6 protein-coding genes are annotated in these 26,414 nt (G+C 71.0%); 5 read left to right on the forward strand and 1 reads right to left on the reverse strand.

The window, feature by feature from the left end; genetic code table 11:
* Window positions 1–3 precede the first annotated feature (3 nt).
* On the forward strand, window positions 4–3,156 hold the full coding sequence (locus F0U60_RS31345; RefSeq protein ID WP_395805281.1) for an efflux RND transporter permease subunit: 3,153 nt from the start codon (window positions 4–6) through the stop codon (window positions 3,154–3,156).
* Entirely contained in the window at window positions 3,143–4,291 is a 1,149-nt protein-coding gene (locus F0U60_RS31350) for a TolC family protein (RefSeq protein WP_395805283.1), read from the forward strand. The genes F0U60_RS31345 and F0U60_RS31350 overlap by 14 nt, the downstream gene beginning before the upstream one ends.
* A 15-nt stretch (window positions 4,292–4,306) precedes the next feature.
* Here F0U60_RS31350 and F0U60_RS31355 read toward each other — a convergent pair whose 3' ends face one another.
* Entirely contained in the window at window positions 4,307–5,431 is a 1,125-nt protein-coding gene (locus F0U60_RS31355; protein ID WP_395805284.1) for a hypothetical protein, read from the reverse strand.
* Between the two features lie 164 nt (window positions 5,432–5,595).
* On the opposite strand from F0U60_RS31355, the gene F0U60_RS31360 reads away from it, so the two are divergent.
* The 3 genes from F0U60_RS31360 to F0U60_RS31370 are packed head-to-tail and all read left to right on the forward strand — an operon-like array spanning window position 5,596 to window position 26,389.
* Window positions 5,596–7,839, forward strand: a complete 2,244-nt coding sequence (locus F0U60_RS31360; RefSeq protein ID WP_395805286.1) for a hypothetical protein — start codon at window positions 5,596–5,598, stop codon at window positions 7,837–7,839.
* Window positions 7,840–7,855: 16 nt separating this feature from the next.
* The gene (locus F0U60_RS31365) at window positions 7,856–18,439 is read left to right on the forward strand and encodes a hypothetical protein (protein WP_395805288.1); all 10,584 of its coding nucleotides are present in this window, start codon (window positions 7,856–7,858) and stop codon (window positions 18,437–18,439) included.
* A gap of 21 nt (window positions 18,440–18,460) precedes the next feature.
* On the forward strand, window positions 18,461–26,389 hold the full coding sequence (locus tag F0U60_RS31370; protein WP_395805290.1) for a hypothetical protein: 7,929 nt from the start codon (window positions 18,461–18,463) through the stop codon (window positions 26,387–26,389).
* Window positions 26,390–26,414: the final 25 nt, after the last annotated feature.

Genomic DNA, 26,414 nt, shown 5'->3' on the forward strand with positions numbered 1-26,414 from the left:
GTCATGCTGACGCGCATCATCGACTGGTCACTCCAGCACCGCGGCGCGGTGCTGCTGCTCACCGTGGCCCTTATCATCTCTGGCCTCCTGTCCTTCCGGGCGCTGCCACTCGACGCCTTCCCGGACACCACGCCCACCCAGGTGCAGGTGAATGCCGTGGCCCCGGCGCTCACCCCCGTGGAGGTGGAGCGGCAGCTCACCATCCCCATTGAGCAGGCGCTGGCGGGCCTGCCTCACCTGGAGGAGATGCGCTCCCTCTCCAAGTTCGGCCTCTCCCAGGTGACGCTTCAATTCAGCGATGGCACGAACCTGTGGTTCGCCCGGCAGCAGGTGGCCGAGCGGCTGGGCCGGGTGGAGGTGCCCGTCGGCATCGAGCGTCCCACGCTCGGGCCGGTGGCCACGGGCCTGGGCGAGGTCTTCCACTACCTCGTCAAGAGCAGGACGAAGAGCCTGGAGGAGCTGCGCACCCTGCATGACTGGGTCATCGCGCCGCAGCTCCGCAGCGTGCCGGGCGTGGCTGAGATCAACGCCTGGGGCGGAGCGGAGAAGCAGTGGCATGTGGTGGTGGAACCCCGGCGGCTCCAGCAGTTCAACCTCTCGCTGGGGGACGTGTACCGAGCCCTCGAGGCCAACAACGCCAACGTGGGCGGCGGCGTGGTGGAGCGCGGTGGAGGGGCCAGCCTCGTCCTCGGCGTGGGCGTGCTGGAGGACGGCCAGGCGGTGGGGGACGTGGTGGTGGCCGCTCGCCAAGGCGTGCCCGTGCGCGTGCGGGATGTGGCCCGGGTGGAGGTGGGCAGTGAGATCCGCCGCGGAGCCACGACCGCGGATGGAGCGGGAGAGGTCGTGCTGGGCCTGGGCTTCATGCTCATGGGAGAGAACTCCCACGTCGTGACGCGGGCACTGGCCCAGCGACTCGAGGAGGTGAAGAAGAGCCTGCCCGGGGACGTACAGGTCGAGGTCGTCTACGAGCGCACGGAGCTGGTGGACCTGGTGCTGCGCACAGTGCGGACCAACCTCCTGGAGGGGGCGCTGCTCGTCATCGCCGTCCTCTTCGTCTTCCTGGGCAACTGGCGGGCGGGCCTCATCGTCGCGGCGGCCATCCCGCTGTCCCTGCTGTTCGCCTTCAATGCGATGCTGCGCTTTGGCATCGCCGGCACCCTCATGTCCCTGGGAGCCATCGACTTCGGCCTCGTGGTGGACTCCTCCGTCATCCTCGTGGAGAACGCGGAGCGGCGGCTGGCCGAGGCGAAGGATGGGCGCAGCATCCTGGAGGTGGTGCGGGACGCTGCGGTGGAGGTCCGCAAACCCACCCTCTTCGGCGAGCTCATCATCATGGTGGTGTACCTGCCCATCCTCGCCCTGGAGGGCGTTGAGGGGAAGCTCTTCCGCCCCATGGCGCTCACCGTCATCTTCGCCCTGCTGGGAAGCGCCCTGCTGTCCATGACGCTCATGCCGGTGCTGGCCTCTTTCGCACTCCGCAAGGGAGGCGCAACACACCGCGAGCCACGCCTCGTCCGCTTTCTTCTGCGCGTCTACCGTCCGGCCCTGGATTGGGCGCTCACCCACGCCCGGGCCGTTCTCGTGGGGGCGGGCTTGCTGGTGGTGGGAGCCGGTATCGCCGCCACCCAGCTCGGCAGCGAGTTCGTCCCGCGCCTGTCCGAGGGTACCCTCGTCATCAACACCGTGCGGCTCGCCGAGGTGTCTCTCACCGAGTCGCTGCGCTACGGGGGACAGATTGAGAAGGTGCTCCTCGCCAGGTTCCCCAACGAGGTGCAGCGGGTGTGGACGCGCACCGGGACGGCGGAGGTGGCCACGGACCCCATGGGTATCGAGCTGTCCGATGTGTTCGTCACCCTCAAGCCCCGAGACAAGTGGAAGCGCGCCAGCACGCAGGAGGAGCTGGTGGCGGAAATGAAGGCGGAGCTGGCGGACCTGCCCGGTATGAGGATGGCCTTCCTCCAGCCCATCGAGATGCGCGTGAACGAGATGATTGCCGGCGTGCGCAGTGACGTGGGCATCAAGCTCTTCGGAGACGACCTGGATGTGCTCAAGGCCAAGGCCCGAGAAATGGAGGCCCTCGTGCGCGCCATTCCCGGTGCCGCGGACGTGACCCTGGAGCAGGTGACGGGACAGCCTGTGCTGGAGGTGACGGTGGACAGAGCGGCCATCGCCCGCTACGGCATCCCCGCCCGGGACGTGCTGGACGTCGTGGCTGCCGTGGGCACGCACATCGTGGGCGAGGTGCGGGAGGGAGAGCGCCGGTTTGACCTCGCCGTGCGCCTCACCGAGGAGTACCGAGAGGACCCGACGAAGCTCGCAACGGTGCTCGTGGCCGCCCCCAGCGGCGAGCGGGTTCCCCTGGGGCGGCTCACCACCCTCCGCGAGGTGTCCGGGCCCACCACCATCCAGCGCGAATGGGGCAAGCGCCGCGTCGTCATCCAGGCCAACGTTCGCGGGCGCGACCTGGGCAGCTTCGTTGACGAGGTACGCCGGACGCTGGACGCGAAAGTGGAGCGACCCACCGGGTACTACCTCCGGTTCGGCGGGCAGTTCGAAAACCTGGAGCGGGCACAGGAGCGGCTGCTCATCGTGGTGCCTATCGCCCTCGCGCTCATCTTCACCCTGCTGTACCTCACCTACCAGCGGGTGTTGGATGCGCTGCGCATCTTCGCGGGCGTACCGTTCGCCCTGGTGGGCGGAGTGCTGGCGTTGCTGGTACGGGGCCTGCCCTTCTCCATCTCGGCCGCTGTGGGCTTCATTGCCCTCTCGGGCGTTTCGGTGCTGGGGGACATGGTGCTCGTCTCCCGCGTGCGGCAGCTCCTTGATCGGGGCCATGCCCTGGGGGAAGCCATCCGCGAGGCAGCCCACTCGCGGTTGCGGCCGGTGCTGATGACGGCCGCCGTGGCGGCCATCGGATTCCTCCCCATGGCCCTCAACACGGGCGTGGGCGCGGAGGTCCAACGGCCGCTGGCCACCGTCGTCATCGGCGGTGTCCTCTCCTCCACCGTCCTGACGCTGCTGGTGCTGCCGGTGCTGTATTCGGTTTTTGGAGCAGCGGGTCGCGGCACCCTCCGAACGCAGGGAGGACCGCAGGCAAGCGGACCCGAAGCCGACCCCGACGAAGAAGACAAGGAGCCGGCCCATGCCACTGTCTGACCGAGGCCTGGCCTTCTGGCCGACCGTGATGGGGCTCGTGCTGTGCGTGGCGGTGCCCGCCAGGGGGCAGGAGCGCACCGTCACGCTGGACGAAGCAGTGCGACTGGCGCTGGAAAACAACCCGGAGGTGCGCTCGGCTCAGGCCGAGGTAGGGAGCGCGGAAGCTCGGCTGTCCGAGGCAAGCCTCCTCCTGCGAAACAACCCCGAGCTGGAAGGGGCCCTCGGACCGCGCCAGCGCGGCGGCACCAGCACGTTGGAGTACGGCTTGTCGCTCACCCAGCCCGTGGAGATAGGCGGGCAGCGTGGGGCTCGACGCGATGAGGCGCAGGCGCTGCGCAGTGCCGCCGGGGCGCGGCTCGAGCTCCGGCGCGTCCAGCTCGTGGCACAGGTGCGCGAGGCGTTCGGCCGGGGGCTGGCCACCTTGGCGCAGGTACAGCTCGCCACCGAAGCAACGGAGCTGGCTGAACAGGCCCTCCAGGCCGCCGAGGAGCGTTATCGGACGGGGGATGCCTCGCTCATCGAGGTAAACACGGCGCGAGTCGAGGCAGGCCGTGCCCGCCGCGAGCGACTGGCGGCCCAGACCCGGCATCAGGTGGCGATGGGGGCCTTGAAGCTGCTCCTGGCCCTGGAGGTCAGCGAGCCCCTCACCCTCCGAGGCACGCTGGAGCCCACCGAGGTCCGCCCCACGGCAGAGGAGGCGTGGCTGTCCCGTGCTCGAAACAACCGGGCAGATCTGCTGGCGGCTCGTGAGGAGCTGCGTGCGGCGGAGGCGGCACAGAGACTCGCCGCCCGCGCGGTCATTCCCACCCCGAGACTCGGCGCGAGCTACAGCCGCGAGGAGAACGCCCACATCGTCCAGGGCACCCTGGGCCTCTCGCTTCCTCTCTTCAACCGCAATCAGGCCGAGCGCGGAGCCACCCGTGCCCGAGTCACCCAGGCGCAGCTCGCCCTGGAGGCACTGGAGCGGCGCATAGCTCAGGAGGTGCAGCTCGCCACGGCCCGCCACCGGGCTGCCCGTGAAGCATGGGAAGCTTTCACCGGAGGGGTCCTCCAAGCGGCCCGGGAGAATGCGGAGCTGGAGCGCGTGGTGGGCGGTGGCCTGCCAACCTCCATCGAGAAGGGAGTGGAGCCGTGAGCCTGGCGCCGGCCCTCAGCCGAGCCGGTAGAAGATGCGACGGATGTGCTCCCGAGTCTCCAGCGGAGGCCGGGGCTTGGCGCGGGCCGCCACGTCCGCCCACGTGTACGTATTGTTGCTCTCGGCGATGTTGGCGGCCGCGTCCACTACGTTATCCGGCCCCCAGTTGTAGGCGGCGAAGACGAACTTCTTGAAGTCCTCGCCCGTCGGCTTGTTGTTGGGGAGCCGGTTGAGCATCCGCTCCGCCAGCCACACCGTGTATGCCGCCGCGAGCGGAATGGCGTACTTGGGCTCCTTCTGCGGCTGCGCCTCCGGTGGATTCAGGGTGAGGCCCTTGTCCGTCGCCCACTTCTTCGCCTGCGTCACCGCGGCATCCCCCATCTGTGCGATGCCCAGGTAGGGGTCCGTCTCCAGCGGCCGGCCCGCGTTGGTGACCCGGCCCCGCCGCTTGTCCTGGAGCCCCCACACGTCCTTGCGCGTCAGGTCGCCGCTCTCCTGGGAGATGAACGCCTTGAGGTCCGCCACCGTGAACTGGACGTGGGTGAACTTCGAGAAGATCTCCCTGACGATGGGAAAGGGCGCGTTTAGGTCGAGGAATAAGTTGTCGAACCGGATGTACTCCTCCTTCTCCTCCTCCAGCATCCTGCGGCGGCGCACGAAGGTGTTGAACCGCGAGTGGAACTCCTGCGGGTTCTTGAGCACGGCAATCACTTCCCGCTGCGTGGCCACCTGGAGTCTGTTGCCCTTGAGGGGCAGCTTCGCCAAGTCCTCCAGGTCCTGGGTCACCAGCGTCTGCATCTGCTGATACTCGTCCGTAATGGGGTCGAACTCCTCGTTGGCCATCTCCTTGGCCCAGCGAGCCAGCAGCGAGTTCAGCACCGCCTGGACCTCGGGGGCGTTGCCGTGCACGGCAATGGCTTCTTCGATGCGCTTCTTGCGCTGGGGGTACCTGGCCAACAGCTCCGACCACAGCCGCTTCAACTCCTGCACCAGGCCAATCTCTTCCGGGGCGCCATCCTCCGCGGAGATGCCTTCGATGACGATGCTGCGGCAGCCCTCCACGCGCGGGATGCTCGCCTGCGATTCCGAGCCGGTCGCGGTCAGCCCCAGCGCTCCCAACAGCTCACTGATAATGCTCATCGTTCCCCCTCACAAGCGCGCCACCACAATCCCTGACATCGCATCCGCCGCGTGATGGCTATCACGGCGAAACTATCCCAGACCGAAACGAGTTGTGTCATTTTTTACTTGCCCGCAGCGCAAGGCACGTGAAGAGTAGCCAGCCATCAAAGGGGGGGATACGCATGGCGAAGCCGCTGCGGCTGTTTATACGTCCGCCATATATCGACGACGGAACACCCGCTGCCTGGACGCGTGTCCACAGCTATGGCCCCGAGCCGGCGCCTTCCACCACCGTTCACACGCACACGCTGCTGCGCACCACCGGGGACGGAGTGCTGCTGGCGGCTGCGGACGGCAAGCTCTCCGTGCTACCTCCCGGCGCGGCCGCGCTTCCTCCCAACGAGGAAGTCGTCGCGCCCGACGACACCGAGCCACTGCCGCCCACGGTGACGCTGTACCTCCACCTGTCCCCCACCGTCGCGCAGGAGGCCGCCTTCCGCGCCCGCGCCCAGGAGGCCGGCGGGCTGGACGGCTTCGCCTACCTCAACGTGGAGACGGACTCGCTGCTGACGCAGCTGGATGATCTGCTGGACGTCGACAGCCCTCCGCCCGGCCTGGTCCGCGTGGAGATGGTGTCGCTGATGGTGCGCGGCGTCCTCGACATCCCCGTGACGGCGGGGCACGCCATTGGCCAGGCCTCCACCCACGGTGCCCCCGCGGGCTCCCGGCAGGCGGGCTTCACGGCGTTGAGCCAGCGCAGCCCCGTGGACCCCTCCTTCGTCTACGATCACATGCGGGCGTTCCTGGAGGACGCCCAGCCGGTCCTCGATGCCTTCCTCGTCCTGGCCCCCAAACGCTGGCCGGCCATCGACCCCGGCCTCACCACCGATCAGGCCATCCAGGCCACGACCCGCGCCGTGTTCTCCATGGCCGTGCTGGACGAGCTCAAGCGCTCGCGAAGCCTCACCTACGCGCAGTGGCGCCAGGTGGGAGACAACCAGAAGGCGCTGTACCGCCAGATGCTGCTGGCGCGCACTGGCCACGCCCCCGCGGGCAGCACCGCGCCCCACTTCGAGTTCAACGACCTGGACTGGGCCAACCTGTTCCAGCTGGAGGCCATCACCGAGTTCTACGCGCACTTCGACGACCCCTGGGCCGCGGGTGCTGTCCCGCTCGAGCCCACCCTACCGGGCCCGCCCCCTACGCCTAACCCCAACTTCGTCCCCGTCGACTTCCTGGACCCCGAGGGCACGGCGGCGACAGCCGCGGGCAACGTCATCACCCTGGACGGCACCGCGGACCTCAACCGGGTGCGGGCCAACAAGGATCTGCTGTTCCTGGAGACGGACACCGCCCGACCCAACCGCCACTACAAAATCACCTCCGTCAACGTGGCCAACCGGACCGTCCGGCTGCAGGGGACGCCCACGCTGACCGGCGGTACCTCGGCCTGGCGCATCAGCCTGCGCCCCGTGGTGGTGGGCATCGACGCACTGGGCGGGCGGCTGAGTGGCAGCGCCGCCACAGTGGCCGCGGCTCCCGCCACCGAGACCGTGTCGCTGGATGGCACGCCCAACCTCCGCAGGGTCAACCCCAACTTCGATACCATCTACTTTCCCAGCGACCAGGCCCGCCCCAAGCGCACCTACCGCATCATTGCCCGGGACTACACGAACCACACGGTGACGCTGGACGGGCAGCCGGACTTCGGTGGCGGCACGTCCGCGTGGCACATCCCCGCGGGACTCAGCGGCGAGCCGCCGGCCATGACCTACAACCTGGGCCCGGCCAACCCGCCCACCAACGCGGCGCTGGCGCTGCGCTACTACGACCACTTCGACGCGACGATGTTCGTGGTGCACAACGGCGCCGTGCACGGGAAAGTGCGCTTCAGCACGTACACGTCGCGCAACTACGCCGCGGGCTCGGGCAGCCTGTCATCCGTCCGGGGCAACCGCCGCTACGACATCTCCAGCTACCGCTCCGGCGGTTCGGAGTTCCGCAACTTCTGCTTCAAGGTCACCGACCCCAACGCGGCCTATGACGGCGTGCGCGAGGGGCGCTACTACTTCACCACGCCCGTCACCGAGGACCGGGTGGCTCCGCCTGCCAACCCCGCCGACCCGGGCAACGGCAAGACGGAGATCCGCATCCACGATGCCCACGACACGGGCAACGGCAGCGGCTCCGCCGGGTGCATCACCTCCCCGGACTACTTCACGCTGCGCGACTACCTCATCGACCGCCAGCAGGTGGACCACGAGGCGCTCAACGGCCCCGGCACCCAGGATGCCCAGCTCGCCCAGCTCAATGGCCTGGGCCGGCAAGCCACGCACAACGCCTGGAACAACAACCTCGCCCCTAACTGGACCGGGAAGATCTCCGGAACGCTCTGGGTGATTCGCCCGGACGAACGCCCTCTCTAGCCCCGCACAAGGACCCATGCCGATCTACCGCTCATTGGGACGGCTCGATGCCTTCCTCAAAGACGTCGTGCTGCCCCCGGGGCCCTTCGGTGAGACCGCCCTCCGCCAGCTCTTCGGCGGCATCTGGGTGCTCGACTACCGCTCGCGCCCCATCGTCGGAGGCTCTTCCTTCACCGTCTGGCTGGCGCTGGAGCAGGAGCTGGCCATTCCCCTGTTCGTCCAGCCCGGCGCGAAGCTGGTGCTCGGAGAGCGCCGCTCCGGCCTCACCTTCATCACCGCCCAGGTAGACATCACCACCGGCTTTGCCATCACCCTGCGCGACCTGCGCATCGACCTGCAGCTGGGCGATCCGCTGGGAGGCGGCGGAGATCCCACGGGCTTCTCCTTCAAGGGCGACATCCGAGTGAGCAATGAGCTGGAGCTCACTGCCACGGACATCCGGGTGACAGCCAACGTCCCCGGGCTGTTCGAGCCGGGCAGCACACTCGAGGTGGCCGGCTTCCACCTGGGCAGGGAGTGCGTGGCGCTGACCTGGTCCTCCGGCTTCTCCGAGGAGGGCGCCGCTGTCCTCCTCACGCTGCGCGCCGTGTTCGGAGATCCGCTGCGCGAGCTACGCCTGGACGTGGGGCTGCTGGGCACCTCGCGCACCTTCTCGCTGCCGGGCGTGAAGCTCCAGACGCCGGACGACGCGCAGCTCAGCCTGGTGCTGGGGGGCAAGGACCGCGCGCTCACCCGGGCCGCGCTGTGCCTCACCCTCCCGCCCGAGCAGGGACTCACCCTGCTGTCCGACTTCGCCTGGGAGCGCGGCGAGGAGCGTGAGGTGCAGGGCGACGCCGAGCGCCCCGCCCAGGAGCCCATGCTGCGCCTGGGCCTCACCGCGAACGAGCCGGTGACGCTGATGCTGCTCGACTTCCAGTGGAACGAGGCGAAGCTGCCGCGCTTCCTCCAGCAGCTGCGCCGCAGGCTTCCCGCGCTGGACTACGGCTCCCCCGCGTCCCTGTGTGACGTGAGCGACCTGGACGCCTCGGGCATCAACCCCGACAGCTGGGGCATCCACTTCAAGTTCAACCCGGATGCCCTCCCCTTCGACCTGCCGTTCCTCAAGCAGGACCGCGGCGCACCCGGGGAGCAGCAGCTCCTCCAGGTCCGGCCAAAGACGCTGGAGGTGGACGGCGTCAACATCGTCCTGCCCGTGGAGATCACCGTCAACTTCGGGCCGCTCTCCCTGCAGACCACGACGGAGCTGGTCTTCAACTGGCACACCTTCTCGTTCGAGGTGAAGCACAACGAGGGGCTCAAGCTGTACGCACAGACGGAAGTGCTGGGGCCCCAGGAGGAGCACCTGGGCCTGCGCTGGCGCTTCAAGGCCGCCGCCGAGCCGCAGCAGGACGGCAGCACGAAGTGGCACCTCTTCACGCTGGCCACCAAGGACCACAACTACCAGCTCCAGCAGGCGCCCGGGGCGGCGTTCGAGGTGGAGTACCTCCACGTCAGCAACGAGCCCATCGTCTTCGCCATCACCGACTTCGCGCTCGGGTCCAAGGGGCTCAACGTCACCGCCACCGTCACCGACAAGCCGGCGCGGCTCAACGGCATCGACACGCGCTTCCGCTTCACGGACAGCCGGCTGGTCATCATCGAGAATGAAATCCAGGACTTCACCCTCTCCGGCTCCGGTCCGCTGCCCCCGGCGCTGGTGGGTGACGCCATGGCGGATATCTCGCTGCAGCTGGCGCAGCGCAACGGCGCGCTCGCCCTGGTGTCCGGCGGCGCGCGGCTGCGCGGCTCCAAGCTGCTGCACTGTCAGGGCACGCGCTTCGAGTTCCAGATCGACGCGCTCGGCCTGCGCTTCGTCAACGAGGGTGGCTTCCACCTCTACTTCACCCTCACCGGCAGCGCGCAGTTCAAGCTGGCGCCGGGGGATGATGCGGAGGGCGCGCTGGCGCTGCTGCCCACCCTGCGCATCGACCTGGTGGAGACGCCGCTGACGGGCGACACGCGCGTCATCGCCAAGCACGTCCGCTTCCTCATCGAGCTGCCCCGGCCGCTGTCCTTCAACTTCCTGGGCGCCTTCGAGCTGGAGCTGCGCGGCATCGGCTTCGTGCCGCAGGCGGACGTGTTCGACGGCGACCCGGCCATGCTGCTCACCGGCCAGCTCAAGTTCGCCCAGGGCGCGGGCGACACACCCGACACGCGGGTGGACTACCACCGCCTCTACATTGGCCTGCCCAAGCCGGGCTCCTTCCTGCCGCGCCTGCACTTCGCCAACCTGCCGGTGGCACTCAACCTGGGCGCGGCGTTCCGGCTCAATGGCGTGGTAGACTTCGAGGACAGCGCCACCGCCAAGGGCTTCTCCGGTGAGGGCACGCTGCAGATCCAGGGCCTGCCCACCTTCGCGGCAGCGTTCGCCTTCCTGCGCGTGCGCCGCGACGAGAACAGCCCCTGGCTGCGCGCGTGGTTCATCTACCTGGAGGGGCGTGGGCTGTCGCTGATGATTCCCGTCGTCCAGCTCTACATCCGCGAGGTGGGGCTGGGCTTTGGGTACCGGTACACGCTGGCCAGCATCAAGGCCGCGGACCGCGCCAACGACGTACGCAAGCTGCTGGCCGAGCTGAAGACGCTGTCGCGCACCCAGGGAGACCTGTCCAAGAGAGACCGCTGGGCGCTGGACCTGGAGGAGCCGGGCGAGGACCCGCGGTGGACCATCGTCCTGCGGGCGCTCATCTCCCAGACATCCGCGTCGGCCTCGCCGCTGCACTACGACGAGAACGCCGAGCGGCTCATCGCCTGCCTCTTCCTGCTCGACGCGGTCATCGCCTTCCGCAGCGACCTGACCTTCTTCATGGCGGTGCGCGGCTGGCTGAACGCGAACTATTACGACTACGTCAGCAACTACAAGGGCCTGCGCGAGCGGCCCTTCCTCTCCGGCTTCGTGCTGCTGTCGCCCCGGCAGAAGCGCTTTTTGGCACACGTGGCGTCCAACCCCAACGGGCAGTTGGGGCCGCACCCGCCGCTGCCCGAGTTCGTGGAGAAGGCGCTGCAGAGCGTGCAGTTCTCCGCCACGCTGCTGGTGGAGCCCGGCCTGCTGCACTACGAGCTGGGCTGGCCCAACATGCTGCGCTGGAGCCAGAAGCTGGGCCCGCTGCAGGCGGAGATGCGGGGCGGCTTCATCTGGCGGCTGTCGCGCGATGAGTTCGTCACCGGCACCAGCTATCTGGCCCGCGCCAGCTTGGAGGTGAAGGCCGAGCTGAACCTCGGCATCGTCGGCGTGCGCGTCAGCGCCTCCGCCCACGTGGCCTTCGGCGCGCGCTACATCGGCCTGCTGTCGCTCAGGAATCCGCTGGGTGACTCGGCGCTGTATGGCGGCATCGGCATCGAGGCCCATATCCGCTTCAGCATCGAGTTCTGGATCCGCCTCAAGCTGGGCTTCATCAAGATCACCAAGACGTTCCGCTTCAGCTTCGGCATCGACTTCACCGCCGGGCTGGAGGTGGGTCTGGTGGGACTGTCCGCCAGCGGTGTCGGCCTGCGGGGCCGGGGCACGCTGAGTGTGGCGGTGATGGGCCGCCGCTTCCACCTGAGCGTCAACCTGGGCCTCAACGAGGGCGCGGTGACGACGGCCCGCCAACGCACGGATCGGGTGCTCCAGTATGGCCTGGAGGCCACGGACGTGGAGGGGATTCCGGGCACCGAAGGGGCCACCCCGCTCCGGGCGGGCGAAGGCGCTCGCGCCCTGATGGCCACCGCGCCAGAGCTGGCCGCCGCACCCCGAAGGGCTTCCGTCACCCGGGCCCCGTTCCAGGTGCCCGGCTACAGCGTATTCGTGGTGCGCGACGCCAACCCCGACGGCGAACACCACTTCGTGCTCCTGCCCCGAGGCGAGCGCGACGAGGACGGCCGGCAGGTGGAGGAAGTGGGCTTCCTGCCCGTCCCGCCGCCAGATGGCACGTCCTACGACGGCGGCTACCACGACTTCGAGCTGGAGGTCCCCGTCGCGCAGGGCGAGACGTACCGGATGTGGCAGTACGAGCCGCTCACCGATGACTGGGTGGAGCGCGTGGCCTCGGAAGGCACCATCCGCGCCTCCTGGCGCGCCCGGTGGGAAGCCGTGCTGGAGTCCGGCGAGAGCCACCCCCTCGATGCTACCGGCACCGCAGTGGAGGGCGAGCCCACGCAGCAGGACCTGACGCTCCAGCAGTACCTGCGCAATGCCTTCGTCACCGATGACGAGGACCAGCCTATCTCCGACCCGGACCCGCTGCCCGGCGCCCGGACGGTGGAAGACGAGCGCGTCCAGAACCCGTCCGACACCGCCTTCGAGGCCGCCGTCCGCGGCGCCGTCGAACAGTTCCGCGGCTCGCCCTTTTTCAAACGAGACCCGAAGGTGGAGTACGAGCGACTGCTCGCCGACGCGTACAACGACGCCACCACCATCTACCGCGCCGATGCGAAGGTGCCCGGAGACCCGACGGAGCAGCGGACCCTGCAGAAGCAGGAGCAGGCTCACCAGATGCGCGGCATGGTGGTGCACGACATGGTGGCGGACCTGCGCGCCTGGACGGCAGCCGCGGACCGGAACGATCCCGAGCTGCTGCTGCTGGTGCGCAAGTCGGTGGCCTTTCAGATGGGGCTGGTGTTCCGCGTGCGAGGCACGCCGAAGTGGCTGGACGACGTCGCCGAGCCTGGCGAGCCCACGCCTACCGTCCGGCAGCGCCTGGGGCCGGATGACCTGGTCTGCGCGGGCGCGCCCATGGAGGTGCGCACCTTCAACGTCCGCAACACGGACTTCGCGCGGAACCCGCCGCAGTTCCAGCGGGTGCAGCAGCTCACCGACGCACGCACCATCGCCCTGGCGTGGGACCTCGTCTGGGAGACGCCGCCCGGGGAGAACCTGACGGAGGCGCAGCGCTCGCCCGAGCACCACCTGGTGCACTACCACGTCCGCCGGCGCAGCCTGGACAGCAACGCGCCCGAGACCGTCTATACCCTCAAGGGCGCGCAGACGCTGCACCGCGGGACGGACGCCGAGGGCAATGACGTGCTCCGCCAACTGCGTCCGCGCTTCCAGCTGGTGGACCACTTCAACGAGGAGACGCTGGACGACTTGGCGGCGCTGCCCGCCGAGGGCCGCAGCTACCTGTACACCATCACCCCGTATGACTTCGCCGGCAATGCGGGCCGGCCGCTCACCCTGGTGGCCACGCGCTACCCCAGCGAGCCGCCGCTCGTCCCCGTCAACGCGGAGTGCACCGTGCGCTACCGACTGGAGCGCTCGGCGCTGGACGTGCACGACTCCACCACCCCGCAGGTGGTGCGGCCCGATCGGCTCTTCGTCGAGTGGTCCGAGCCCTCGGCCAGCGATGACCGGCCGCAGGTGCCCGTGGAGAAGTACGTGCTGGTGTTCCGGAGAGAGAGCTCGCTGCCCATTGGCAGCTACGGCCTGGACAGCGCCACCCAGCGGCCTCGCGCCCGCTCACTGCCCACCAGCAACGCGCGCCCCTTGCCCACCGACGTGCGCATCGAGCTGAACCCGCAGGGGCCCCGGCAGGCACGCTTCGCCGAGGTGACGCCCGAGGAGCTGGAGGCCCGCGGCGTGCTGCCCCGGGGCGCATGGCGGCCCGAGTCCTGGCGGCTCTTCCTGCAGACGGTGTCGGTCAACCGCGTGCCGTCTGCCCTAGCGCCGGTGCAGCTGCTGCTGCGCGTGGAGCGCTCCAGTGAGACGTACTCGGGCCCGGTGCCGGACACCGAGCGGCGCGAGGAGCGGCGCCCGGCGGAGCTGGAGTGGCTCCCTTTCCCCACGAGGCTGCCGCTGCTGCCCCCCGAGGACCAGCGCGCCACCGTGGGTGACGCGCACTTCCCCATGCCCACGCCGGCGGGGGCGGACGCGGGCGCGGACTGGGGTCGGTTCTCCAGCGTGCTGGAGGGCCTGGATCGCGGGGAGCTGGGCGGCGTGACGCACCAGCTTCACCCGGGCAACCTGCGCTGCATCCGGTTCCGGTGGAACCAGGGCCCCAGCGGCGCAGCCGAGCACCCGCTGGACTTGTACGCCGGCTACCGCCTGCTGGAGCTGGACGCCGACGCGCACACCACGGAGACCTTCGTGGATCCGGAGAAGCTGGCGCGCGCGCTGCGGGTGCTCCAGGAAGTGCAGATGCTGCCCGCGGAGGACCTGGCCCTGGTGCCGGGCGACACGCTGGCCACGAACCAGTGGGAAGCCTGGTATCCAAGCACCCTCCAGCGGCGCAAGGAGCCGGCGTCGCGCGCGGAGGGCTCGGAGAACCCGCTGGGTCCCTGGTTCTCCTGGCGCGAGTCCATCCTGGTCTGGCCGGAGTGGCCGGGCCTCACCGATGGCGGCGGCTTCCGCGCCACGGCGCTGCACCCGGCCCTGCAGCGGCTGGTGAAGCTGCTGCAGTTCCCGCCCGAGGGCGCGTCCTGGCCCGCGTTCGTGGTGGACCTCCAGGCGAGCCCGCCCGCGCAGCCCGGCAGCTTCGCGGACTTCCTCCGCGTCACCGCGCCCCGGGCCGACCCGTACGGCTGGAGCGTGCTGCAGCGGCTGGGCCTGAGCGTGACGCTGTCCTTGCGCGTGGAGCCGTCTGCGGCCAATGCCCAGGTGGGTGGCGAGGTGGTGGGCCCGGCGGAGCTGCTGCGCACCGTGCACGCGGCGCTGGCCTGGGAAGGCGTGCTGCGAGGGACGGACGAGACGGGCAGCCCCGTCCCCGACGTGACCCCCCACGCCCACGTGGAGCTGCTCTTCCAGCCGGGCCGCGCCGTTTCCCTCCAGGGCGCTGCCGCCCCATTGGACGGGCTGCTGGCGCGGGTGCAGGTCAGCCTGCGTCCGGTGGTGCGGCAGACGGCGGTGTACAGCACGTTGGACGTGGAGGCCCCCGCAGGCCTGGACGTCGGGCTGCTGTTTCTGATGGAGCAAGGCATGCGCTGCAGCCTCGTCGACGCGGGAGACCCCGCAGCCGGGCAGACGGAGCTCGCGACCGAACCGGACCTGGAGCTGACGCGGCTGCGCCGCGACTGGCGCGTGCCCGCGAGCGGCAGGCTGCGCCTCTTGCTGCGCGCGCCCCTGCGCTCCAGCGTGACGCGGCCGGCGGATAACCTGCCGGACCTCGGTGTGCTGTTGAAGCAGCCGCTGAGCGCCGAGCAGCGCACCGAGCTGGCCGCCCAGTTCGGCACCTGGCTGGAGTACCGCTCCGAGCCAACGCCCTACCTCATCGTGAAGCAGTCGCCCCACACGCTGGAGGACCGGGAAGGCCTGCTCGAGCTGCTGGGGGCCACCGAGGCAGACGCGGTAGCCCTCATCCTGGGCCTGAGCACGTCCACCTTCTCCGTCACGGATGAGCGCTCGGCGACCTTCGTCTCCACCGTGGACGAGCTGGCGGCGGCATTCGCGCCGGACACGGGCTCGCTGGCGGCGGCGCAGTGGGAGCGGCTGCGACGGTACACGGAGTCGCTCAGCAGCACTGACCCCGCGCTGCCGGAGGCCCAGAAGATTCGCGTGCCCACGTCGGGCAGCGAGCTCAAGCGCGTGCTGCCAGACGTGCTGGCGTGGGCGCAGCGGTTCTTCGACCACACCGGGCGCATGGACGGCCTCACCGGAGGCGACGATGTGGCGATGGCTCCGGAAGGTCCTTGGTTCGCGACCGCGTACCCGCGCGTGGGGGCTCCCGCCCAGGCCTCGCCGGACGCGAGCGGGCGGCTGACGTATGACCACATCCTCGAGGACCCGTGGGCGCACAACTACCGGTTCTACCTGCGACCCTATGGGCGGTATGACCTGCTCTGGGACAGCCTGCGCCAGTCTCCCCGGCTGTACACGCAGCTCCCTGCGACACCGGAGACCCTGCCGGACCCGCGGGTGGGCGGCCTGGACGTGGTGCTGGACCGCATCCGCCCGGTGGACTCGCCGCTGGTGCTCTTCTCCGGCCGACTGGACGCGCCCGGTACGCCGGCCAACCCCGCGGCGCCCGGCAGCACCTGGGAGGTGATTGTCGGCCAGCACGAGGAGCAAGCGCTGGCCGAGCGCAACCAGACGCTGGCGCGGCAGCTGGGCTTCCGGCAGGTGGCCTTCACCCTGCTGCGCGCCTTCGCCTTCCCGGAGTGGCTGGAGCAGCTGAAGACAGCGGCGTCGCTGTCCGAGCCCCCGGCGCTGGACCTGGTGGAGGGCCACTGGCCGGCGCTGCCTGGTGCCCTCCCCGCGCGGCCCACGCACGTGGACCTGTCTCGGCCGGTCGGCGACGCGACAGCGCGCGCGCTGGATCTGCCGGTGCGGCTGGGCGCCTTCCAGCGCGGCGCGCAGGTGGTGCAGTGGGAGGCGCTGCCCTTCTACTACGAGCACCGGCTGCTGCTGGTGGCCCAGACGAACAGCGTTGTCTCCAGGTTGAATGAGGTCCGCCAGCGAGACTTCGAGTACCTCGCCCCTGAACCGTACGCCCGCGTGGAGGGCGTGTACCGCGAGGGGTGGTCCTCGCCCTTCGCGAAGCAGGGAGAGAGCGGCGTGGTGGACCTGCGGGCGCGCGGGCTGCATATCCCCCTGCGCCGCCTGTGGGAGTCGCTGCCGCCCTCCGCCCGCGAGCGGTGGAGCAGCGAGGCACCCGAGCTCGGCAAGCGCAAGCCGTCCTGGGTTCCGGACCTGGACACCGTGTACCAGGTGGTGGAGTCCAACGCTGGCAACGTCGAGGTGCAGGCGGAGCTGTTCTTCGACCACCAGGCGCAGCAGTACCAGGTGCGCCAGCTCGGCTCGCGCTTCCTGGCCTCAGTGGCGGGGCTGACGCTGCCCGCCGCTGCGCGCGGCTCGGAGGAGGACCGCTTCGTGCTGGGCGTCACGCTGGTGCAAGTGACGGAGGTGGAGCTGTCCCGGCCGTACACGGACGACGAGCGCGCGGCGCTCGACGATGCCACGCAGGTGAAGCTGGAGTTCCGTGGGCGGCAGCTGGCCTTCGCGGGAGTGATGACCCACGCGGACCGGCGCGCCCTGAACCTGCTCGACGCCGCGGACCAGACGGTGCTCGACCGGGTGCATGACGGCTGGTACGCGCTGGAGCCGGTGTCTGGCGCGGTGCCCGTGCCCGGGGACCTAGCGGACACAGTGGACTTCGTGATGCCCGAGGAGCTGCCACTGTCGTGGGTGGGGCCTGTCTCACAGGCGGACGCACAGGCGCTGCGCGCGCTGGGAGGAGACGCGGAGTTCCTGCGCGCGGTGGAGACGCTCATCACCGCGGGCACGGGCGCGGCTCCAGACAGGGTGGTCCGCGCGTCCGCGCCTCGTGGCCCCGAGCCGATTCCTGCCTCTCTGCAGGGGAAGGCCGCGCTGACGCGGAACACGGAGGGCACGGCCTACGCAACGGTGCGGTGGACGGGGTCGCTGTTCCCCGAGCACCGCACAGAGGTGGCGCGCTGGGCCCAGGTGGCGGCACTGGCGGACGCGATGCGGGAAGTGGCCGAGGCCATGGACGCGGCGGATACCCGGCGGCCACTGCCTCCGGCGCGGCCCTTTCCGTCGGAGTTGCCTCCCGTGCTGGCGGACCGGCTGGTCCTGCTCGACACCGCGCTGCGGTGGGAAGGCCCCGCGCCCACTGCCGCACAGCGAACCGCTCTGGCGGCGCTGGAGGGCGACGCAGCCTTCCTGGACGCCCGGGCCCGGCTGCTCGCGGCCATCGACACGGACCGCTCGGTGCCGCTGGCGGCACCTCCGCCCCGGCGGCCCACGCAGGACACGCTGCCTGCGTCCATCAACCAGCTCATCCTGTCCCCGACTCGGCTGGAGTGGCGAGGCGCGCTGCCGACGAATGAGCAGAAGGCAACCTGCCTCGCGCTGACGGGCGACCCGGCCTTCGTCGCGGGCGTCCAGCGGCTCATGGCCCAAGTGTCCGACATGTTCCGGAGCGTGGACATCCCCGCGGAGGTGGTACGCCCCGAGGCAGACGCGCTGCCGGACGTGCTACGCGGCCAGCTGACGTACGGGCCGGGCACGCTGCGGTGGACGGCGCCAGCGCCGGACGAGGCCCAGCGTGCGGCGCTGCTGGCGCTGGTGGGAGACGTGGACTTCGCGCAGGCCGTCGTGGCGTTGGTCCTGGCCATCGACGCGGACCAGGAGGTGCCCATGGAGCCGGTGGTGCGCCGGCCTCGGCAGGAGGACCTGTCCGTGGCGCTCAACGCGCAGCTGTTCATCACCCCGCGCGAGGTGGAGTGGCGCGGGCACTTCGATGATGCCTCGCAGCGGGCGGCGCTGCTGGCCCTGCCGGGCGACGCGCCCTTCCTCGAGGCAGTGGCCTCGATGGTGGCAGAGCTGGACACCCGGGTGACGGAGGTGCCCTTCACCGTGCCCGTGCGCCCGGTGCTGGACGCGGGGCACCCGCTGGCGAACCAGCTCACCTTGGGCCGCGCCCTGCTGCGGCACCATGGCCTGATGACGCGCGAGGAGGCGGGCCTCCTGCGCGCGGCCTTCACCTCCGGCGCGGACCGGGCGTCCGTTGTCCGGCTGTACGAAGCCTCGCAGGCAAAGGGCATGGAGAACCGGGCGCTGCACATCCGGACACGCCGGGGGAGCGCCAGGCCTGGTGAGGCGCGCCCCCTGGACCCACTGCCGCTCTAACCCGCTCACAGGAGCCACCCGATGTCCTCGACAATCGACTTGAAGAAGGCGGTGGTGCGCGGGCCTTTCTGGCGCGCCGAGGTGGACGTGGTGCAGACGGGAGGAGGCAACGGACCGTACGAGTTCCGGCAGCTCTTCCTCGACCTCGCGCCCCGCGCTGTGGGCGGCAAGGCCGTGCTGCTCCCGGGCACCGTGATTGTCCTGTGCCACGTCCGGTCCGTCGAGGTGACGCCGGTGGCCGGGACGAGCTACCGGTGGGTCCGGGGCATCGGCCAGAATGCGCCCACCGACCCGCTGACCCCGGCGCAGCTGAAGCAGAAAATCCTCGACGGCTCGCTCGCGCTGCTGCTGGCCCAGACGGACCCCGCGCAGTGGACGTGGCCGAAGAGCGACAAGACTGGCGCCTCGACCCTGGGCGGCGCTCCGGCCGCGGCGGAGGAGCAGAAGAAGGGCGGCAGGCCGTCCGCGGGCCTGGAGCTGAGCTCGAGGAAGAGCCTGGAGCTGGTGTGCCTCGCGGGAGAGCTGAGCCTGGATGTCCTCAAGCCCGAGAGCAACGCGCGCACTCGGCTGTTCCATGCGCTGAAGCTGGAGGAGGCGCCGCTGGCGTCACGGCAGGTAACGGGCCCCGCGCGCCTCACCGCCGTGCTCTCCGCGCACGCAAGCGGGCTCTCGGTATTCGGCCGCGCTGTGCTTCCCTGGGAGCCCCAAGCCGCCGAGCGCTTCGCCGCGCCGTTCCTGCTGGCGAAGTACCTGCCGGACCCGCGTCCCGCCGGCCTGGACGCGGCTGTGCCCGGCTATCGCCTTGCCCTCGAGGAGGAGCGCCTCTCCCCCGCCGAGCGCGCCGCACTGTCCTCGGCGTGGACGCGCCTGTCGGCCGCGCTGAGCCCGGGCAACCCCACCCTGGGTCCGACGTCCACACAGGGCCCCGCGTGGGTCACCCTGGAGGCCTCCAACCCCCGCGCCGTCCCGAAGCTGTACTGGGACATCATCCCCTGGCGCGAGGCCTCGACCGAGCTCCCCCTGCACGTGGGCTCCGGGGAGCTGAGCCTGCTGCTGAGCGACAGCACGCCGTACGACTCGCGCAACCCGCCCACGTCGCTGGCCCGCGCGCTGCTGAGCGACGCCCTGGTAAGGCGGACGACCCAGGGCGTGGAGGTCTCCGTGCGCGTGGGCCCCGGGGCCGCCACGAAGGACCTGGCCTACCAAGCGGCCCTCGCGGACGGCGCATGGCGTGAGGACTTCACCCTCGCCCAGGTGAAGGTGGCCTTCAGCCCGGTGGAGGTGGCGCGCGCAGTGCGCCAGGACCAGCAGCTCCCCTCCCCGGAGTGGGCCCCCGGTGACGAGGCGAACCCCGTCTCTCCCTCTGTCCTGTGGGCATTCCTCCGCCTGGAGGATGGCTGGGCGCAGCTGCCGGTCCCCAACCTCACCGAGCAGATGTACCTCGACGCGGAGCTGGCGAGCTTCCCCGAGCGCCCGCCGGCGGTGGTGCTGCAGGGGGCGGTGTCGTACGGCAATGACCGCCCGGATGCCCCTGCCGCCGGGCATAGCGAGCAGCCCTGGAGCCTGGCGCTCACCGATGTGAAGGCGCTGAGCGGCACGTGGACGCTGGCGCGCACCTCGGGGCCAGCGGACGCGCCGCTGACGCTCCGGGGCGTGACGCTGGCGGTGACGGCGCCCGAAGTGACGGTGAATGGTCTGGTGTGGCTGGGCACACAAGCGCCGAGCGTGGAGGACGCGCTGCCGGGCCTGGATGACTGGACGGGCGGCCTGCGGTCCGTGCCGCTGCGAACGGTGTCGCCCCCTGTGGTGTTCCCCCCGGTGGTGACGCTGTCCATCGACCGGCTGAAGCTGGCTCGGCCTTCCGGGGCTGCCTCGGTGACGCCCACGCTGGAGGCGTGGTCCCTGTCCTGGGGTGCGGACGCGGCGGTGCTGGCGCGCATGGTGGCCGCGAAGCTGCTGCCTGCGAACCTGTTCTCCTCGCACCTGGCGCTGGTGTGGCGCCGCCATGCCTCTCTGCCCATGGTGCAGGCCCTGCCACTGACCCAGAGCCGAGTGCCGGCGAACCACCCGAGCGCCAGCCGGCAGCTCGCGCCCTTCGAGCTGCCGGTGAAGCGTGACTCGGCCACGGGTCTGGAACTGCCCGACGGCTGGCGCTTCGGCGTGGCGGGGAGCAACGGCGCCTCGGCATGGCCCTCGTGCCAGACCCCCGCAGTGGCGGCACGCGAGTGGAAGACGCGGGCGGACCTGCCCATGGCCGCGCTCTCACTGCCGGGCCTGCAGCTCTCCCCCCGGTCCGGGGTGGGCGGGCTGCCGGTGGACGCGAGCCTCCAGCTGGGCACGCAGCTCCGTTTCGACCTGCCGTATACGGACGAGGTGCAGGCGCTGGCTCGGATAAAAGAGCCGGTGAAGGACCCGGCCCAGGTGTCACCGGCGGCGGACACCCCGCCTCCCGAGCCTCTCAAGCCCCTGACGCGCGAGACGCTGGCGGACCACTGGCAGCAGCTGTCCACGCTGGCCACGCTGGCGGCGGGCGACGCGGTCAACGTGTTCACCACCTCCGGCGGGACGGTCCAGGTGCCCGCGCTTATCGAGCCGCTGCCCTGGACGGTGACGCCCACGCTGGACACGCGGATGTACCCCGGCCGGCTGACGGTGGGCGACGGCGTCGGCGCACTGACCCTGCGGGAGGAGAGCGCACTGGAGGGCTTCTCTGGCGCCTTTGTGGAGCGCAATGGCGCGCTCCAGCGGCTCGCCCCCGAGGCCACGGTGCCCGACGGGGCCTACCACGTCACCGCAGGCAGCATGGCGGCGCAGACGGGCGCGGACGGTCTGAGAGATCAGCGCGGACTGTGGCGCGGCGCCACCAGCCAGCAGGGCACACTGCTTCGCACCCCCGTGCGCCTGCACGAGTCCCCCACCCGGTTGGAGCTGGTCTCCACGCTCGAGGCCCTCTCGCTGGATACCGGAGAGGACGGCTCGCCTTGGCGCTTCTGGTTTAGGGATCTGCCCGTCGCCCCGGACGGCTTCCTCCGCTCGCGGAGCCGCTCGGCGGTGGCCCAGGACATCAATGACCCCGACGCCGGCGCCCGCGAGCGCAACCATCTCAACGGCTACGAGTGGCGCCTCGCGCCTGGCGCCTCCGGCACCTTCTCGCTGTTCGGCCTGGGCTTCTACCCGCTCACTCTGGAGACGGTGGCCTTCGACGCGGGAGGCGTCTCCCGAGTCGACGTCGTGGGCCGTCTCCAACTGCCCGTGCCCGGCGCCGGCGAGCTGGAGGACCTGGGCAACGCCATCCGCGCCACCTTCACCCGGGGCCTGGGAGGCCTGGCCCTCACCGGCCTCGCGCTCGAGTCCGCCGGCCCCGGTGCGCCCGCGCCCGAGGTCGAGTGGCCGCTCGCGCTGCCCGGCGGCGAGGTCGGGGATGCGCCGCGCCTGGTCTTCACCGGCCTGGCGCTCGGCGCGAATGGGAACCGGCTGGAGGTGAGTGGAGTCCGACTCGCCTTCCTGCTGTTCGGCGCCCCATGGAGCGTTCCCCTCCCCGGGCTCACCTTCCAGCGCGCCGTGCCCGAGGTGAAGGTCCGCGTCGTCGCGTCCAGCCTGGACCCCAAGGAGCCGCTGTCTCCCAAGGAGGTCGCGCTCCAGCTCCAACTCGCCACCGGAGAGCATGCACTGTCGGTGGTGCTCGCCGTTCGCCTGGGCCAGGCCATCCGCTCGATGCCCTCGGGCCCCCGCGCGCAGCCCATCCTCTGGCGGTTTGCCTCCGCCAGCGACACGGGGCCTGAGTGGGCCCAGGGCTCGGACCGCTCGGTGTTCCGCGCGGACGTGCGCTTCCACGTGCACGGGGGAGCGGGTGCGGGCACCGCGGCCTGGGAGGCCGGTCACCTGTTCGACGACATCCCCCTGGACGTTCCCCCCTCCGCCGAGCTGCCGCTGGTGGCATCCGAGGGCGCGCTGCAGTTCACCTGGCACACGGCGCATCCATCCGCCCAGGGCTCCAACACCGCGAGCCTGCAGCTCTTGCCCGGCATGCACCTGTCCACCGGCCAGGGCAATGAGCCGCGGGAGACCCCGGGCTTCGTGGCACTGTCGTATGACGTGCTGTCGCCGCGTGCCGGTATGGCGGACGTGCCCACGCTGCGCCTGCGCACCTCGTTCACCGAGACGCTGCTGTCCTCCCGCTGGGGGAGCTTCCTCCAGGAGGAGACGTCCCCGGCACGGCCCACGCCGGAGCAGGTGCTCGCCTCATCGGCGGGTGACCTGGTGTTTGGCTACACGGGCCAGTCGCGCGACGCGTCCTGGGTGGAGACGCTGCTCCTCAACGGGTACCTGGAGGTCAAGAACCTCATCTCCTGGCCCGCCCGGCTGGCCTACGACGCCGGGAAGGCGCAGCTCACCGTGCCTGCCATCGGGACGGCGCCACTGCACCACGTGCGCCACACCGCGCGCATCCTCTTCAACCAGCACCTCCTGCCGCAGGGAACGGTGGAGGTGGCGGACGGTGAGCTGCTGTTCCAGCTGGCCACCGGGAAGTCCTGGCAGTTCCTCGCGGTGGTGGAGCACCAGTTGGCCTCCGTGCTCCCCACCCAGGCCTTCGACGCGTTCAGCCAGGAGAGTGACTTGCGCTGGACGGCGCTCCAGGAAGTCCGCTTCACCTCGCCCGCGGTGCTGAAGTCCTTCCTGCTGCGCTTCCGCGACGAGCGGCTGCACGTCCTGGATGATGAGGCCGAGCCTGACTCTGCGGGCGACGTGCTGTCCGGCTCCCTGGGCAAGGGCGTGCGCGCGCTGCTGGCCGAGACGCCTCCGGCGGCACTCGACGCGCTTGCTCCCGGGACGCTGCTGGTGGAGGCCAGCGCCGCGCACTGGGTGAAGCAAGAGCCGGTGACGGGCGCGACGCAGACGTCACTGCAGTTCCTGCCCGGAGGCATCCAGCAGGCCATCCTCAGCAACCCGCAGGACTACGGCCCCACCGACCCGGCGGACCCGAAGTGGCTGCTGCTGGCAATGCCCTTCCTCGGTCGCCTGCAGGACCGCACCCGGGACCTCACCCAGGTGCCGCTGGCCGGACTCGGCCCGGTGCTCCAGGTGGACCCGGTGCTGAACCTCGCGGTGCACCGTGCGCGCAATGCCCGGCCGCCCGCGCTGGCACTGGCGCTGACCGGCTTCGCCGAGCAGGCTCCCGTGGTCCTCACCTTCGCCAGCCTGGACACGGCCGTGGGACATACCTGGTCCCGGTTGGATCCGCTGTCGCTCGAGGAGAGCTGGTTCCGCGTCCAGCACCCGCCCCGCGAGGAGCAGCCCTCCGGCCTGCAGAGTGTGCTGGCCGCGCTGCCCGACTCACCGGCGCGGCTGTCTCGCGGCACCGCGCTGCGCAGCGCCTTCGACCCGCTCCGCCGCGCCTGGCCCCCCGCCACGAGCACCCTGCCGGACGGCCAGCCCGAGCCGGTACCTCCGCCCCTGCCGCCGGAAGCGCCGCTGCAGTGGCGCGAGGGCGCACTGCTCGTCTCCCAGGGCCTCGCCCGCTCCGGCTCAAGCTCCGCGGCACCGCCCGCCGGCTGGGTGCTGACCGCGCTGGGGCTCGCCAGCAGCGGAATGCTCTCCCCTCCTCCCGGGCTGCGGCGCCACGTGGCCGCCACCGCGTTGCCTCGCGCGAAACAAGCGGCCAACCCGCTCCCGATGAGCCTGGCGGTGAGTCCCTACCTCGGCCTGGGCTTCCGGCCGGCGCCGGCACGGCAGACGCTGGGCCTGCGGCTCACCGTCCTGGAGTTGCTGTGCCTGGACCGCGCCACGGGCACGCTGCTGCCCGCAGCCAGCTACATCTGGGAGGGCGCGGACGCGGCGCAGGCGCGTGCCGCGGCGCTCAGCTGGGCGCGGGAGAACCACCGCCGCCTCACGCCGGAGTCACCCATCGCCGTGGTCCGGTTCCGGGAGGTCTACGCTCCGCGCCAAACCGGTAGTGCCTCGGAGAGTGCGCTGGTGACGGCCTACGCCTTCTCCTTCGTGCCGGATCTCGACCGCCCGGGCGGCCTCACCCGCCGAGTGCTGAAGCTGCGCTCCCCGCCGGCGCACCTGCGCTTCCGCGAGGGACACTTCGGCGGCCACACCCTGCCGGAGGCGCTGCGCGCGCCCGAGCTGGCGCCGCCACAGGTGACGGGCTTGCAGCCGCTGTACCTCACCGCCCGGCCCGCGTCCGTGAGCCCGGCGGAGCCGTCGCAGCGGTGGCCCTGGGGGTACTCGGCGCTCTCGGCCACGGTGCAGTACACGCAGGGCCAGGACGGCGTGACGGGCACGGTGGGCGACTCACCGGACGGGTGCGTGCTGTGGTGGCAGGCGCTCCAGCACCACGTGCAGTTCCGCTCGGCGTCCGCCGCCGACGGGCCCACCGCGGGCCTGCCGGCGCTGTACCGTGCCCGGGCCATCAAGGCCCTGCTGCCAGTGCTCCCCACGCCACGGCTGCCGCGACTCAACCCACGCCGGCTGCTCAACACCGCGGACCCGCAGCCCCTGAAGCGCTGGCAGCCGGTGCTCCCGGGCGCCGTGCGCCACACGCTGGTGGGGGCGCGCTCCGGGGCGATGCTGGCGATGCGGGCGCAGCTCGTGCGCCAGGGGCTGAATCCAGCGCTGGACGCCGAGCAGGCCGGGACGAGCATGGTGTCCGGCAGCGTGCCGGTGCAGCACCGCGTGCCCCGCCCGGTGCCGCTGCCCGAGAACAATGACGACTCTCCTGGAGAAGCGCTGCGCCCGTGGGCCAGCCGCTTCGAGGCCGCGCGCGGGGTGCTGGCAACCCCCTCCCCGTCGGACGAGGCGTACTTCACCGAGGAGGCGGGCGGCGAGCACCGGCTCAAGCTGTCGCTCGTGGAGCCTCGTCACGGCGCCATCACCGCCACGTGGGCAGGCGACCTGGTGCTGGCGTCGCTCACCGAGCCGGGCGGTGCGTTCGCGGACTGGACGGTGACGCTGGAGGTGGCGCTCGACGGGCAGGTGTTCTCGTTCGGCGCGGCCGAGCCCCTGGAGCTAGGCCTCTACCGCTTCCGGCTGGCCTCCGGCATGGAGGAGCTGACGCGTCGCCTGAGCCCCGGGCAGGTGCTGTCCGTGCAGGCGCGCATCGGGCGGCGCGTGGGCATGCCGGGCTTCACCCAGACGCTGTCGTACCCGCTGCGCGTGGTGGACCCGCAGGCCCGGCCACTGCCACTGGAGCCGGTGTTCCTGCACTTCGAGGACCCCGAGTACAACCGCAGCCTGGCCTCCACGACGAAGCGCGCGTCTCAGATCGTGAAGACGAAGCAGGGCTCCGAGGAGAACCTCCAGCGCATCCTGCGCACGGTGACGCTGGCCACGGACCGCGGCGAGTACGACCCGACGGCGCGAATATCGCTGCGGCACGACTGGGAGGACGATGACACCAGCGTCCTGGCCCGGCTGAGCTTCCAGCGCGTGGGCGTCGGTGGCGTCGCGCGGCCACTGACGCTGAGGCACAACGGCGAGGACGTGGCCTCGGTGGAGCTCGCGCCGAAGGAGCTGTTCTCCCTGTCGCTGCTGGACCTGCGCGAGGGCTCCAGCCCGAGCGGCCTGGCCCCGGGCGAAGCACTGTTGCTGAAGCTGTCCATTCCGCGAACCGGGCGCGTGGCCGAGCCGACGGATGTCTCTCTCACCGTGGGCATCTCCGCCGAACCGGTGACGCCGGTCCCCGAGGCGGCCTACGCGCTGCTTCGCCGGCAGCAGCCTCCCGGGGCGAACGACGAGCAGGTGGAGTGCGCCCGCTTCGCCTGGGCCCCGGAACCCGCGCGGGTGGAGCTCATCTGCCCAGATGACCTGCGCACCGAGGTGGTGCGGCGCCGAGCCGTCTTCCACTGGACTGACACCGTGCGCGTGGGAACGCTGCGTGGCTACGCCGTGCAGAAGGTCACCGGCTCCGGCTCTACCCACTTCCCTCCGGTGGCTGAGTTGCCCTGAAGAGAGGGCCCGAGAGCAGTGGCCC

This window comes from Archangium minus (assembly GCF_044360475.1).
GTDB lineage: Bacteria > Myxococcota > Myxococcia > Myxococcales > Myxococcaceae > Archangium > Archangium minus.

Coding starts and splice junctions, on each gene's coding strand:
- F0U60_RS31370 (WP_395805290.1), top strand. CDS start 18,461: ATGTCCTCGACAATCGACTTGAAGAAGGCGGTGGTGCGCGGGCCTTTC.
- F0U60_RS31350 (WP_395805283.1), top strand. CDS start 3,143: ATGCCACTGTCTGACCGAGGCCTGGCCTTCTGGCCGACCGTGATGGGG.
- F0U60_RS31355 (WP_395805284.1), bottom strand. CDS start 5,431: ATGAGCATTATCAGTGAGCTGTTGGGAGCGCTGGGGCTGACCGCGACC.
- F0U60_RS31345 (WP_395805281.1), top strand. CDS start 4: ATGCTGACGCGCATCATCGACTGGTCACTCCAGCACCGCGGCGCGGTG.
- F0U60_RS31360 (WP_395805286.1), top strand. CDS start 5,596: ATGGCGAAGCCGCTGCGGCTGTTTATACGTCCGCCATATATCGACGAC.
- F0U60_RS31365 (WP_395805288.1), top strand. CDS start 7,856: ATGCCGATCTACCGCTCATTGGGACGGCTCGATGCCTTCCTCAAAGAC.